Annotated in this window: 9 protein-coding genes and 1 tRNA gene; 3 read left to right on the top strand and 7 right to left on the bottom strand. The window is 58.0% G+C overall.

Going from position 1 to position 14,204, the window contains the following annotated elements:
* Positions 1–14 precede the first annotated feature (14 nt).
* The 4 genes from AC1RMD_RS23500 to AC1RMD_RS23515 all read right to left on the bottom strand — a co-directional run bounded on the left by AC1RMD_RS23500 (position 15) and on the right by AC1RMD_RS23515 (position 6,481).
* Entirely contained in the window at positions 15–2,990 is a 2,976-nt protein-coding gene (locus AC1RMD_RS23500; RefSeq protein ID WP_492929923.1) for a TonB-dependent receptor plug domain-containing protein, read from the bottom strand.
* Between the two features lie 119 nt (positions 2,991–3,109).
* Positions 3,110–3,616: a gluconokinase gene (locus tag AC1RMD_RS23505; RefSeq protein ID WP_492929925.1), complete on the bottom strand. Its 507-nt coding sequence runs from the start codon at positions 3,614–3,616 to the stop codon at positions 3,110–3,112.
* Between the two features lie 452 nt (positions 3,617–4,068).
* The gene (locus tag AC1RMD_RS23510) at positions 4,069–6,387 is read right to left on the bottom strand and encodes a hypothetical protein (protein ID WP_492929927.1); all 2,319 of its coding nucleotides are present in this window, start codon (positions 6,385–6,387) and stop codon (positions 4,069–4,071) included.
* A 19-nt stretch (positions 6,388–6,406) separates the two neighbouring features.
* A tRNA-Arg gene (locus tag AC1RMD_RS23515) sits at positions 6,407–6,481 on the bottom strand.
* 330 nt (positions 6,482–6,811) lie between these two features.
* On the opposite strand from AC1RMD_RS23515, the gene AC1RMD_RS23520 reads away from it, so the two are divergent.
* From AC1RMD_RS23520 to AC1RMD_RS23530, 3 genes are all read left to right on the top strand, one after another.
* Complete coding sequence (locus AC1RMD_RS23520; protein WP_492929929.1) at positions 6,812–7,111, top strand: type II toxin-antitoxin system Phd/YefM family antitoxin; 300 nt, start codon at positions 6,812–6,814, stop codon at positions 7,109–7,111.
* A complete protein-coding gene (locus tag AC1RMD_RS23525; RefSeq protein ID WP_492929931.1) occupies positions 7,086–7,343 on the top strand; it encodes a Txe/YoeB family addiction module toxin in 258 nt (85 codons plus the stop codon). Before AC1RMD_RS23520 ends, AC1RMD_RS23525 begins: the two co-directional genes overlap by 26 nt.
* Positions 7,344–7,421: 78 nt before the next feature.
* On the top strand, positions 7,422–9,062 hold the full coding sequence (locus AC1RMD_RS23530) for a hypothetical protein (protein WP_492929933.1): 1,641 nt from the start codon (positions 7,422–7,424) through the stop codon (positions 9,060–9,062).
* Between the two features lie 243 nt (positions 9,063–9,305).
* On the opposite strand, the gene guaA is transcribed toward AC1RMD_RS23530, so the two are convergent.
* From guaA to AC1RMD_RS23545, 3 genes are all read right to left on the bottom strand, one after another.
* Entirely contained in the window at positions 9,306–10,916 is a 1,611-nt protein-coding gene (guaA, locus tag AC1RMD_RS23535; RefSeq protein ID WP_492929935.1) for a glutamine-hydrolyzing GMP synthase, read from the bottom strand.
* A 69-nt stretch (positions 10,917–10,985) separates the two neighbouring features.
* Positions 10,986–12,458, bottom strand: coding sequence for an IMP dehydrogenase (gene guaB, locus AC1RMD_RS23540; RefSeq protein WP_492929937.1), 1,473 nt, complete (start codon positions 12,456–12,458; stop codon positions 10,986–10,988).
* Positions 12,459–12,611: 153 nt separating this feature from the next.
* A complete protein-coding gene (locus tag AC1RMD_RS23545; protein WP_492929939.1) occupies positions 12,612–13,823 on the bottom strand; it encodes a hypothetical protein in 1,212 nt (403 codons plus the stop codon).
* Positions 13,824–14,204: the final 381 nt, after the last annotated feature.

Consider the following 14,204-nt stretch of genomic DNA (forward strand, 5'->3'; position numbering starts at 1 on the left):
TCGCCCAGGATGGCTTAGAAGCTGTAACGCACGCCAGCGCGGTACACACGTCCCAACACGTCGTACAGCGTCGGGTTGATGGCGAAGCTCAGGTTGGCCTGAGGCGCCGCCGCCGGATCGACGTTGCCGATGTTGTCGATCTTGAAGTAGGCGGTGGTCTTCGCGTTGACCTTGTAGCTGCCACCGAGGTCGACGTAGAACGCGCCCTTCATCTGGTTGTTGAAGATGGTCGGGTGTATCGTGGTCGACACCGGGCAATTGGTCTGGCACTCGATGAACTCGTTGCTGTAGACGCCTTTGCTGATCCAGCGTTCGGTCAGCATCAGGCCGAACTTGTCGGTGTCCCACGCTTGCGATGCCAGGCCCTTCCACGTCGGCGTGCCGCCCAGATTGTTGCCGGCGCCTTCAGACGGGATCGTCCCCACCACGCCAGGATCGGTCAGGAAGCTGATGGTGCGGGTGGCCAGCGCGCGGAAGGTCAGGCGGCCCGGCAGGCCGAAGTCCTTCAGGTTCATGCGGTAGGCCGCCTCGATGTCGTAGCCCTTGTTGCGCAGCGATGCCAGGTTGAACGCCTGCACCGTCACGTAGTTGTTGGTGCTGTTGGGGCTGTTGAGCACCATCGCCGAGCAGATCTCCTGGTTGCCGGCCACGCACAGGTCGACTTCCTGCTGCGCCGTCAGGGTCGAAATCACGCCGTCGACCTTGATGTCGAAGTAGTCGACCGAGGCGCTGAAGCCAGGCAGCCACTTCGGCTGGTTCAGCACCGCGCCGAGCACGGTGTTGCGGGCGATCTCGGGACGCAGATTGGTATTGCCGACCGTGCGCTGCTGGACCGTGATGGTGTTGCCCTGGTAGCTGACCACGTTGTTCACCACCACCGCGGCCGCGTACAGTTCGCTCAAGTTCGGTGCCCGCACGTCTTTCGAGGTCACCGCGCGGAAGCTCAGGCCGTCGACCGGGGTCTTCCAGCTGCCGCCGATCTTCCAGCTTTCCACGCTGCCGGAGGTGCTGTACCTGGTGCGGCGGTCGGCCACGTTCAGGTTGACCTCGCCGAAGGTGGCGGACTTGAGCATCGGAACGTTCAGCTCGACGTAGGCTTCCTTGACGTCGTAGGTGCCCGAGGCGTTGTGATAGTTGCCGGCGTACCAGTTGTTGCCCACCGCCGTGTTCAGCAGCGGGTCGGCCGGATAGTCCGGCGTGTTCGGGCTGCCTGCGGAGACGCCGTTGCCGTAAGGGTCGCCGGTCACGCTGTAGTGTTCGCGGCGGTACTCGGCGCCGGTCGCCACGGCGATAGGACCGGCCCACGACTCAAACGGTTCGCCGTGCAAGTTGAAACTGGCGACCTGCTGGGTTTGCCTGGTGTGCTGTTGCGGGCCCATGGCCGGTTCGATGTAGGCCATCGCCGCCGGGTCGGCCGGCACGTCGCCGATGATGTTCAGCGGCACGCAGCCGGAAGCCGCCGCGACCGGGTTGCGGCAGACGATGTTGCCGTTCGGGCCGCGCACCGCGTCGATGGCGGCGTTGTAGCGCGCGTTGAGCGAGATGTCGTGGACGATGATGTCGGTCTTGTTCCGGCCATATTCGGCGTAGGCGTCATACGACCATTCCTTGCCGGCCAGCTGGAAGCGGCCTTCGGCGCCAAGCACCACGCGTTCCATCTGGCGGGTCGGATGGACGTTGATGTTGCGCGGGAATTCGGCGTTGGCCGTGCCGTACTGGAAGCTGGTGATCTTGTTGGCGGCGCAGGCAGCCACGATGGACGCCGGCAGGAACGGATTGTCGCACTGGATCGTCAGGTTGGCGTTCTTGGCCGCGCCCGGGTTCGGCGAGAACACCGATTCGACTTTGCCGAAGTTGGTGGTCAGGTAGATCTCGTGGTCGGGATTGATGTCGAAGCCGACGCGGGTGTAGGCCACCTGGCGTTTCAGGTCCATCGCCAGGTTGGTGCCGGCGCCGACGCTGCCGCTCAGGTCGCCGCCGACGCAGAAGGGGTTGACGCAGCCGGTCACCGCGCCGGTGCCGGTCGGCTTGCCGCCGCCACCGTAGTTGAACTGGTAGGGTACGCCGCCGGGACCGAAGGCCGTGCCCTGCAGCGGGCCGTTGGTGATCAGGCCGTACTTGGCGTACTGGTATTGCTGGGCATGGTCGATGACGGTGTATTGCGGCTTGCCGTCGTTGGTCTGCGCCAGCGGACGGATCTGGTAGGCGGTGTTCTTGTACCAGCTGCGGCCGTTGGGGCCGACTTCGCCGAACCCGGGCGAATCGATGCCCTTCTCGCGGCCGAACTCGCCGCTGACTGCGACGTGCAGGCGGCCGTCCATGAAGCCCTTGCCCCAGGCCGCCTGCACGGTGCCGTTGCGGTCGTCGCGGTAGGTGGTCTGGCCGCCTTCGACGTTGGCCTTGAAACCTTCGAATTTCTTGTCGGTGACGAAGTTGACGACGCCGCCGATCGCGTCCGAACCGTAGGACGCCGAGGCGCCGCCGGTAACCACGTCGACCCGCTTGACCAGTAGTTGCGGGAACTGGCTGACGTCGGTCACGCCGGTGACGTTGGCGCCCACCACGCGCTGACCGTCCAGCAGGGTCAACGTGCGGATCGGGCCCAGGCCGCGCAGGCTCAGCGAGCTCAAGCCCTGGATACCGCTGGAGGTGCTATTGGTGCTGGTGGTGCGGCCGGTGCTGCCCTGCAGCGCCGGCAGTTCGGCGATGGTGTTGAAGATGTTCGGCTGGGCGTTCTTGGCCAGGTCGTCCGCGTTCAGCACGGTGGTCGGCGTAGGCTGGGTGAAGCCGCGCGAGGCGATGCGCGAGCCGGACACGGTCACCACCGTCGGCACCGGCGCGGCCTCGGCATTCGCGTCGGCGTTGGGCGGGGTCTGGTCGCCGGGGGCGGCAGGCGTGGCGGCAGCGGCTTGCTGCGCGTAAGCTGGCATGGCGATCCAGCAGCAAGCGCTGGCCACGGCCAGGCTCATGATTTTGTTACGTGTACGCATTCTAGTCTCCTGCACTATTTTTATAAGGTAATGGTCAACGCGCGGAATTTCTGACGGCTCCGCTACGCACTGCATGCAACGCTGCCCGACCCGTCAAGCCAGGCGGTATTCGGTCACTGTCAAATACTGATTTTGCTGGCGAGGATATGCCCCACCAGCGTTTCCGGCGCATCCGCGATGTCCAGCGTGATGCCGGCCTCGTCCTCCTGCAGCGGTTCCAGGTCCTGCATTTGGCTGTCCAGCAGCGACAGCGGCATGTAGTGGCCGACCCGCGCCTGCAGGCGGTCGGCGATCAATTCGCGCGCACCGTTCAGGTGGGCGAAGCGCAGCGCCGGATCGGCCAGGCGCAGCTGGTCGCGGTATTTGCGCTTCAGCGCCGAGCAGCCCAGCACCAGGCCGATGTTCTGCAGCCGCGCGCCGTGCACCTGCCCGGCCAGGGTCTGCAGCCAGTCGTGGCGGTCGGCGTCGTCCAGCGCGATGCCGGCCGACATCTTGGCCACGTTCGCCGGCGGGTGGAACTGGTCGCCCTCGACGTAGGACACGGCCAGCGCGCCGGCCAGCGCCTGGCCCACCGTGCTCTTGCCGCAACCACTGACACCCATCACTACCCAGCGGGTACTTTCCATCCAGATCTCCAATAAGTTAGCGCTAACATCGCAGTTATAATAAATTGCGCCAACCACAGCGCAATAGGCATTGTATTTGAGTGGCACCGCTTAACGCCTGCAAGATAGCGTTATCATTTACGGTGACTTTAGACTAATGCAGAAATTTGTAAAGAAGTATTCATGCTGCGGCGCGCCAAAAACCACGCCTGCCCTGTCAGATAACGCGCGCTCAAAAAGAAAAAGCCCCTGAACATCAGGGGCTTTTTCTCATCCGTTTGCCAGGCAGCGCCAGCGGCTGCCGGCTATGGCACCACTCCCACTCTATCATCAACAAAGGAAAATACATCATAACAATCAATTACTTAGTAAATTACACGCACGCCATGCCATGAAAAATACCATACTCAGAATCTTACAGACACTTAACCCCTGAACTTCCTGCTAATGAGACAAAATTGCAAGTGTTAGCCTCACCCCATAAGCCAATGCCGCTTTTCAGACCAGCCAAGGAATGGCCCACCTGGCTCATGCACTTGCAGATTTTGAGGCATTCCTTGCACGCACGCTCTAAGCCCATCAAATACAGTTTGGAAGCGTAATTGGAATTGCTCCGACTGCTTTTCAAAATACTTCTCCATCCAGCCCAGCGCTGACGCCATATCTGCTTCCGGCAGCATGGACAAATAAAAGACCATTTGACGCCATGCATAAGCCGAATTCTTGATGAGGATAAGTTGCGCATGCCAATCGTCCACCTTCATCTGGTTACGGGACGCTATCCATCGGAAGCAGGATTGAGCCATACCCGCGAAGCGTCCCTCCAATGAGCCTCTTAAATCCAAACCAACGATCAATGCTGCTAAATTTTGTGTTGTCAGGATCTGCTGCTGTTCAATGATCATACCGTTCGAAGCCGGCCGCCGTTGCCCGAGCGACACCCCAGCACGTTGGGCGCAAAGCTGAGCAAAATCCTGCTTTACCTCCCGCTTCCCCCATGGCCAGACAGACGCCGCGCTCGCGTTGCTGCTCTGAAGACTGGTGATCTTCGCTGCATCAAACTGATAATAGTCCTCATACAGCGAGCCTTGCAGCATGCTGGCCGCCAGCTTGGCCGCGTCGGTAAACTTTGGGCCGAACGTGCCCATGAAAATATCGGTTGCCAATTCCTCGACAAGAGGAATCACCACGCCAGCCCGTCTCGCAAGCTCGGCCATTTCACGTACTAGTCTGTTTGGCAAAATCGCGTGCGGAAAATATTCCAGTGCAAGAAGGACGACTTGCTCCAAGGCTTGGCGCGCTGCTGCAGCATCAGAAAGGTCCTTGCGACGGAAACCGTCGATAGCACTCACCCAAGGCAACTCACCCAGGCGTACCTGGCTTTCGAGGTTTAACAGCAGCAGGGAACGGCGTCGCCGGAATGCGCGATAGATGGATGCGTAGAGCTGCCGCAGTCCTGAATCCTCGATCCCCAATCCGTGCAACCCAGACGTAAGTTGAGGCAACACACCAGCCATCATCTCACTAGAAGAAATCAAACCACGGCGAATCAGTTCTTCTATGGACTCCTTCATGCAGCGATCAATCTTGCGCAATACCGACTTTGGTAGCGCAGTACCCGCTGGAACCGTTACTGTGGCCTCGTCTTCAGTCACTGCAGTCTTGCAGAGATCCGGATTGTCCAGGCCATCGTCCTGGTTAAGAGGCCGCAACCGCTGCTCCACAAGATGGGCGATCTCCGAGTACAACGGTGCCGCGACTTCGGCGCATTGTCGGCGGCGGACCTCCACGTTTTTCATCGACAGCGGATGTCCGCGTTTGGCGACGCTGCAACGGTAAATGTGACGTATGCGGCCCAAATCCTTCGCGGAAAGCGCTGCAAACGAAACAATGCAATTCCGAAGGTAGTCACGCAACTGGACATAATGGCTGCCTGCCTTACGATATTTCGATACCACCTTACTGCTGTTTGCCAATTCATCGAATTCCGCTAGCAGCTTTGCGGCACGTTCTGCCCACCCAAGCGGACAGACCTGACATGGCCAGTCGTCAGAAGACATCGTTTCGGCAAACAACGCGAGCAGGCGGTCATGCAGCGGTGCCCACACCTGCACCGAATGGCGCTGCGCCAATATAGCCGCATGTGGGAAAATTCGGCGAAGCTGTTCACGCGTCGCAGCAACATCTTGTACGAACGCTCCCGCGTCGAATCGATGCGAGCGAAAGTCTGGCACCGGATAAAAGCGCAATGTTGGGAAGAACGGAGAAATTGCGCTGAGAATCTGGCGTGCCGCTTCCGCATGTCCCCCCTTGCACATCCATGCAACGACAAGCAACGCGCCTTCCTCAGGATAGCGGATCGAGTAGCGACCGCTATCAAGCCATGACATCAGCTCAGCCATGCCCTGGTCCGTCAGAAAATATGCGTTGAGCCTGAGCCTGGCCTCTTCGTTGTCAGGAATTGACAAGCGCTCAATCAGGTCCTTTTCATAAACCTCAAGCGGTCCGCCAGCGAGGAGCAGCCCAGTCGCAAATCCTCCCGTAGCTACCTCCAACGTCGCCCACGCCGGCGTATCCGGTAAGGGTGTCCGGGTGCCGTAATACGCAGCACCACTAAGGATGTTAGAAAGGATATTGTGCCAATGTGTCACGCGGTCCGCTGCTCTTTCAGCCAGTTCCGCATTGGCGGTTTGCTCACTCGCCAGCAGCGCCTTCGCTAACTGGCTTGCTGCATATCCAGGATTTACCGCCCCGTTGCCAAGAGGCGCATCGTCGCTATCAGAGTTCCGCACTAGTCCATGGTCCTTTACTTGGGTTCGGGGGCTGGAATCGAACCAGCGCCATCTCGGTCCGGAGCCGAGAGTTCTCCCACTGAACTACCCCGAATCAGTCTTGAGCAGATTACAGAGAAATAGCAGAACTAGCAACTTTAATATCTTGGCTTCGACAAGAGCGAACCGCTGTGCCCCTCGCTCATCGCCAACCATAAGCTTGCCATCCGCGAAATTTGCGATATACTTGCACATGTACGACTTATCGTACATGTTAATACCGTTCAAGTTTTCCGCTGATACCGACACCTACTGCTGACACTGACGACTACTGCTGATACCGACAACTACTGCTGATACTGACAACGACTACTGATACTGATACTGATACTGACAACGACTACTGACACTGACACTGATAAGTATTGAAAGAACGGAGTAACAAATGAGAATCATCAACTTTTCCGATGCTCGCAACAGCCTTCGAGCTGTTATCGACCAAGTGGTTGAGGATGCTGACGTAACCATTATCTCGCGTAGAGACGCGCCAGATGCAGTCGTCATGTCCTTCGATCATTACAGCAGCCTCATGGAAACTGTGCATCTGCTGAATTCGCCAACTAATGCGGCTCACCTTGCCAAATCCATCGTTCAGGCGCGTTCAGGCCAAGCGAAGCATCGGGAATTAATCAACATTTCCGACGCAGAGGAACCGCAACATGCGCAACTTGAAGTTCACGGATGAGGCTTGGGAAAGCTACATCTACTGGCAAACGCAAGATAAGAAAACCCTCAAACGCATTAACGATCTGATCCAGGCCACACTCAGGGATCCTTTTGTTGGTCTTGGTAAACCTGAAGCATTGAAACATAGTCTTGGTGGCTGCTGGTCGAGAAGAATTGACGAAACTAACCGGCTAGTTTACGAAGTGCATGATGAGGAATTAATCATCATTTCGTGCCGCCACCATTATTGAAAGGAAGGGGAGCTAGCGCTCCCCTTCTTTTATAGATTAGAAATTCGATCCTAAATCTCACAAGGGCGACATCGATCAATGAAATTCCCTCGACTTAATCGCTATCGTACCGGCGGGACCAGCAACAACATGAAGCTTAGCTATCCGGCACCGCGCACCCCCAGCGGTCGAGTTTACCGTCTTTCACCCAACGAGCATGCACATCCCCGTCATTTTGTGCTTGGTGGCGTGGTTGCGGACATTGAAGTGACTGATGCACTTCGTGCACGCATGAAGCTTGAGCCGAGAAGCAAACAAACGGTTTGTCCGTATAGCGGCACAGTCGCTGACGATGACGCATTTATACACCCTGACGATGTCAAAGCCGCAGTTGAAATGGTGAAACATGATGCCGCGCAGGATGTCCAAGATGCCGTGGCAGAAATGCTCAAAAATGCATTCAAGAGCAGCTCCTCCAGCAACAGTTTTATAGAGGTCAAAACAAGCGTTCAACGTAGCTCCCCAAAGCCCAAACTACGCTTCGGGCGACAGGACCTTATGCGCGAATTAATTTGCGATCATTGCGGACGCGACTACTGTGTTTTTGCAATCGGCCTCTTCTGCCCCGATTGCGGCGCACCGAATTTAAGGCTTCACTTTGTACGTGAAACCGAATTGGTCAGCGATCAGGTATCCCTGGCAGAAGAAATTAGTGTGGACAAGGAAGAACTTGCATACCGCCTTTTAGGTAACGCGCACGAGGACGTGCTTACTGCTCATGAAGCAACGTTAAAAGCGGTCTATCTCCACGGGAAATCGCTGGCTGGCACGAGTCCGCTTCCGAAGGTTGGCAATGACTTTCAGAATGTCGAGAAGGCGCTCAAACGATTCGAAGAACTGGGGCTTAATCCCTTTGATGGCCTCACAACAGATGAGATGGATGCGCTGCAGCTCAACATCCAAAAACGCCACGTCATAGGACATAACCTTGGGGTTGTGGATAGCAAATTCGCAATCCACGCGGGCGACGCAAAAGTTGGAGAGACTGTAAATCTCGTCGGCGAGGACATTCGGCAGTTTGCCGCGATAAGCCAAAAGGTGATCGACAACCTGGATACCTGGTTGGGCGGCTCTCCTTCTCCAACGATACTCGAATATCCGCTATGGCCCATAACTACGAAGCCGATGAGCAATCCTGACGATCCGAAAAACCTTATGGCACTTGACCTTCGACTTTCGCTGCTGGCGCGGAAGATTGGCGTTTGGGTAGCTGAGAGCTGTTCCGATGGGCAATGCAATCACGTCAACCTGGAAGAGCTTAAGGCGACCTTCGCGGGGGTTTCCGAGAGAGAACTAGAAGAAGCCATAGCGGAACTTGATACAGATGGCTTTGTACAAGTACCCCACACCTTAGGCGGCGGCTTACCGCACTTCCGACCAACATTGGATCTCTATCTTACGTTCGATGGTCCAGCGTTCGGCCGAGATCCAATCACTGATACGATTTACGTCGCCGAACTAGCATTGGCGGGGCCAGATAGCGTCAACGCCGAAAATGTATTTGCTCAGACCGGTTGGGACATTCGCCGCTTCAACCCCGCTTTTGAGCATGTAGCGACGCAGGTCCCTGACGGACGAGTTAGCCGCGCCTTTGGCACTCAATTCAAGGTATCGTTTTTCCATTGTTTAGCAGAAGATCGGATCCAAATCAAACGTTTGATTTCACGCCTGAAAAACTGACTCATTCATTGCTGGTTTTGGAAATCGGGATTTAAAGCCAATCAAACCATAGGAGGCTAATTGAACCGCTCCGGAATTATGAGGCGAGCGATACCATGACATTCAACCACGAACTGTAATGGTATTGCGGCCGCCACAGCATAAGCGCTCACGCCTTATTATGAGAAATGCCATTGATGATGCGGCAGCAATCATCAATGGCATTAGCTTAAGTCAATAAAATCAGGGAGTTAGAATGTCGCCTCACTCCCACTCGATGGTCGCGGGCGGCTTGCCCGAGATATCGTAGACCACGCGGTTGATGCCGCGCACTTCATTGATAATGCGGTTCGACACCTTGCCCAGCAGCGCGTGCGGCAGGTGCGCCCAGTGCGCGGTCATGAAGTCCTGCGTCTGCACGGCGCGCAAGGCCACCACGTATTCGTAGGTGCGGCCGTCGCCCATCACGCCCACCGATTTCACCGGCAGGAACACGGCGAACGCTTGCGACGTCGCCTCGTACCAGTTGGCCGGCACGCTGTCCTGGTCGAAACCTGGCACCACCACCGGCTCGTACGGGGTGTTGCGCAGCTCTTCGATGAAGATCGCGTCGGCGCGGCGCAGCAGGTCGGCGAAGTCCTTCCGCACTTCGCCGAGGATGCGCACGCCCAGGCCCGGACCCGGGAACGGGTGACGGTAGACCATGTCATGCGGCAGGCCCAGCGCCACGCCCAGCTTGCGCACTTCGTCCTTGAACAGTTCGCGCAGCGGCTCCAGCAGCGACAGCTTCATGTGTTCCGGCAGGCCGCCCACATTGTGGTGGCTCTTGATGGTCTGGCCCTTCTTGCCCTTGCCGGCCGATTCGATCACATCCGGGTAGATGGTGCCTTGCGCCAGCCACTTGGCGTTGACCAGCTTGCCCGATTCGGCATTGAACACTTCGACAAATTCGCGGCCGATGATCTTGCGCTTCTGCTCAGGATCGGCGACGCCGGCCAGGTGGCCCATGAACTGGTCTTCGGCATCGACGCGGATCACTTTGACGCCCAGGTTCTTGGCGAACATGTCCATCACCATCTTGCCCTCGTCCAGGCGCAGCAGGCCGTGGTCGACGAACACGCAGGTCAGCTGGTCGCCGATGGCGCGGTGGATCAGCGCCGCGGCCACCGACGAATCGACGCCGCCGGACAGGCCCAGGATCACCTCATCGGCGCCCACCTGGGCGCGGATTTTCTCGACCGCTTCCGAGATGTAGTCGGGCATGTTCCAGTCCGATTTGCAGCCGCAGATCTCGTGCACGAAGCGGCCCAGCATGGCCTTGCCCTGCACCGTGTGGGTCACTTCCGGATGCCACTGCACGCCGTAGTATCGCTGCTCTTCGTTGGCCATGGCGGCGATCGGGCAGCTCGGGGTGTTGCCCATCAGCACGAAGCCTGGCGGCATCTCCAGCACCTTGTCGCCGTGGCTCATCCATACTTTCAGCATGCCGTGGCCTTCGTCGGTGACGAAGTCGTTGATGCCGTCGAGCAGTTTGGTGTGGCTGCGGGCGCGCACTTCGGCGTAGCCGAATTCGCGCACCAGGCCGTTCTCGACCTTGCCGCCCAGCTGGGCCGCCATGGTCTGCATGCCGTAGCAGATTCCCAGCACCGGCACGCCCAGTTCGAACACGGCGTCCGGCGCGCGCGGGGCGTCGCCTTCCAGGGTCGAGCTGTGGCTGCCCGACAGGATCACGCCGGCGGCGCCGTAGTTGCGCACGAACTCGTCGCTGACGTCATACGGGTACACTTCCGAGAACACGCCGGAGTCGCGCACGCGGCGCGCGATCAGCTGGGTGACTTGGGAGCCGAAATCGAGAATGAGGATTTTTGAGTGCATGAGTAATGTACTGGAGAGGTAGAGAATAGAAAAACGCCGGCTTGACGAAGCCGGCGTTGCAAGGACTGGTTAGTCGCCGGAACGGTAGTTCGGCGCTTCCTTGGTGATTTGCACGTCGTGCACATGCGATTCGCGCATGCCGGCCGAGGTGATCTCAACGAACTCGGCTTTGTTACGCAGTTCGTCGATGGTGGCGCAACCGCAGTAACCCATCGATTGGCGCACGCCGCCGACCAGTTGGAAGATGATCGCCAGCACGCTGCCCTTGTAGGCGACGCGGCCTTCGATACCTTCAGGCACGAACTTGTCGGCCTTCATGCTGGCGTCCTGGAAGTAGCGGTCGGCCGAACCGTCGGACATGGCGCCCAGCGAGCCCATGCCGCGATACGATTTGTACGAACGGCCCTGGTACAGGATCACTTCGCCTGGCGCCTCTTCGGTGCCGGCAAACATGGAGCCCATCATCACGGTCGACGCGCCGGCCGCCAGGGCCTTGGAGATGTCGCCCGAGAAGCGGATGCCGCCGTCGGCGATACATGGCACGCCGGTGCCTTCCAGCGCTTCGGCGACGTTGGAGATCGCGGTGATCTGCGGGACGCCGACGCCGGCCACGATACGCGTGGTGCAGATCGAGCCTGGGCCGATGCCGACCTTGACCGCGTCGGCGCCGTATTCGACCAGCGCCTTGGCGGCGGCGGCGGTGGCGATGTTGCCGCCGATGACGTCCACCTGCGGGAACTTGGTCTTGATCCAGCGCACGCGGTCGAGGATGCCTTGCGAGTGGCCGTGGGCGGTGTCGACCACCAGCACGTCGACGCCGGCGGCGACCAGCAGTTCGATCCGCTCTTCATCCTTGGCGCCCACGCCGACTGCGGCGCCGACCAGCAGCTTGCCCTGCGAGTCTTTCGACGCCAGCGGGTGCTCGGTGGATTTCTGGATGTCTTTGACGGTGATCAGGCCGCGCAGTTCGAAGGCGTCGTTGACCACCAGCACGCGCTCGAGGCGGTGCTTGTTCATCAGGCGCTTGGCCTCGTCGCGGTCGGCGCCTTCCGCGCCCTCTTTGACGAACACCAGCTTTTCGCGCGGGGTCATCTTGGCGCGGGCTTCGGCGTCGAGTTCCTTTTCGAAACGCAGGTCGCGGTTGGTGATGATGCCGACCACTTCCTTGCCTTCGACGACAGGGAAGCCGGAAATGCCATATTGCTCGGTCAATGCGATGACGTCGCGGATCTTCATGGTCGGCGGAATCGTGATCGGATCACGCAGCACGCCGGCTTCGAAGCGCTTGACGCGCGCCACTTCGCGAGCCTGATCTTTTGGATTCAGGTTCTTGTGGATGATACCTATGCCGCCCTCTTGTGCCATGGCAATCGCCAGGCGGGCTTCGGTGACCGTATCCATCGCTGCGGACAGCAAAGGGATGTTCAGACTGATGTTGCGGGTCAGACGAGTTTTGAGGGACGTATCGGCAGGCAGAACATTCGAGTACGCGGGGACGAGAAGCACGTCATCAAACGTGAGTGCTTTTTGGAGAAGACGCATAGCATTTCCTATAGGCGCAAAAGCAGATTATACAGAAAAAGCAGTGTTCTGTCTGAAACTTCTTCCGATGATCGAAGCGCGGCAGACGGCGACGTCATGCAAGAGCAGGCCGACGGCGTGGCCACCGTGGTCCGAACGCGGGCAATTCGCCATCTACACCCTGTACACCGTCATGGTAATGGACGCGTATGTCGCAGTTTGTTTAACCGGCACCTGCTTCCCGAGGACGTGAGTCACACTATTGCAATATCCTGCACTTGAGCAACTTAACAAGAAACCGTTCTCGACCAGCCTGGCGCTGTCGACCTGCGGCGGGATAGAGGCGGACAAAAGGATATGGAAGTCGACCGCGTCTTCGGTATGCTGCATAGGGCGAGGATAGGCCACCAGCGATGACTCGGGAAGCTCATTAAGCGACTGATCGAAACAAATGGAAATCCCAAACTTCATACCGCCACAATCAAACCTGCCGGCCTTGGGGTTCGGGATGTGCACCGTATCGCCAGTGATGTCGATGACTTCATGGTAGTCACCAATCTTGTTGTACTTGGCGATACAACGGCCGTTGTAATAGCAATGCGCGGTGTTCTTGGCGATATAGGTCGCCGTTTCCAGCAGCGCAAGCTTGGCGCGGTATGTGGACACCGGTAGCGGATCATAATGAATGCCGCCGAAAACAGGCCAACTGGGCGGGGAAACCGGCGCATCCATGATGGCGCTGGCCGGTAGGCCACACGTAAATTTGGGGTCCGCCAACCGTGCCGTGTACTTGACACGACGGCGCTGGGTGCGCCCATCATCGCTCTCGACGGCCAGGCGTTTTCTCCATGCGACAGTGCCGGGCACGATCAGCGCGTTTTTGAACTGCAAGCTCATTGCTTCGAACTCCGTTCTCAGCCTCAAAAGGGTGGCCTGTTCAAGCTGCCGAAAATCACCCGCCTCGTGGTTGCCGCGCGCCGTGAGCTGGTTGGCGAACATATATTCCGGCGCCAAAAAGATGCAACGTATGCGATGCTCATTGCCCGTCATCGGCTCGTGTATATCGACATACCGCATCAAGTCGGCCAGTGCGGTCTTCATGTGCTTGAGCCTGTCGTCGATGGGCATACTTTGTTTCGCCGTACTATCGAACTGAAACAGGGCAACGATCACTTTGCGCACCACTTCGGTGCCGACCTTCTTCTCCCGCGTAGCAAACAACGAGGTCAGGTTACCAATGTTGACGACCTCGGACATCATCGACGTCCCGCTCGTGCCGCCTACGCGCACTCTCACATGACCCGCATCGATCCGCGCAATGATTTCGCCGGTCCATTCAGGACCGAGCCCAGTGACCGTGACGTACTGACCAACTCGAAATGTCATGCATCCTCCCAGCCGAATGAGTTCGATGGCAAACGATGAAATTATCAATTAGACAATTACAGAGCATCGTAGTCTCGTCCATTGGGACATGCAAATAAATTAACGAACCAGCGCGTCTTTTCCGGACGTTAACAACATTCCTTTCCATATATGTTGCAAAAAAGCCACGACTTATCGACCAGATCCTAAAGGGCCCAAAGCTATGTGTTTGCTAGCTAAGACGGGCACGTCGCTATCGAATCTGGACAATTTGATAAACAATATATATAGAAACCTAAGAAAAATTGCTGTAGTTTATTAAAGGTAGTCATTTGGGCCAGATGCACGCAAACGTTGCCTCTGACACGTTCAACACGCTCGCCCGCATTGTCGAATCAATGC

Source organism: Duganella sp. GW822-FHT06D06, assembly GCF_058799615.1.

Excerpts from the sequence above, each read along its gene's own strand:
- AC1RMD_RS23500 (WP_492929923.1), bottom strand. The coding sequence starts at position 2,990 with ATGCGTACACGTAACAAAATCATGAGCCTGGCCGTGGCCAGCGCTTGC.
- AC1RMD_RS23505 (WP_492929925.1), bottom strand. The coding sequence starts at position 3,616 with ATGGAAAGTACCCGCTGGGTAGTGATGGGTGTCAGTGGTTGCGGCAAG.
- AC1RMD_RS23520 (WP_492929929.1), top strand. The coding sequence starts at position 6,812 with ATGAGAATCATCAACTTTTCCGATGCTCGCAACAGCCTTCGAGCTGTT.
- AC1RMD_RS23525 (WP_492929931.1), top strand. The coding sequence starts at position 7,086 with ATGCGCAACTTGAAGTTCACGGATGAGGCTTGGGAAAGCTACATCTAC.
- AC1RMD_RS23530 (WP_492929933.1), top strand. The coding sequence starts at position 7,422 with ATGAAATTCCCTCGACTTAATCGCTATCGTACCGGCGGGACCAGCAAC.
- guaA (WP_492929935.1), bottom strand. The coding sequence starts at position 10,916 with ATGCACTCAAAAATCCTCATTCTCGATTTCGGCTCCCAAGTCACCCAG.
- guaB (WP_492929937.1), bottom strand. The coding sequence starts at position 12,458 with ATGCGTCTTCTCCAAAAAGCACTCACGTTTGATGACGTGCTTCTCGTC.
- AC1RMD_RS23545 (WP_492929939.1), bottom strand. The coding sequence starts at position 13,823 with ATGACATTTCGAGTTGGTCAGTACGTCACGGTCACTGGGCTCGGTCCT.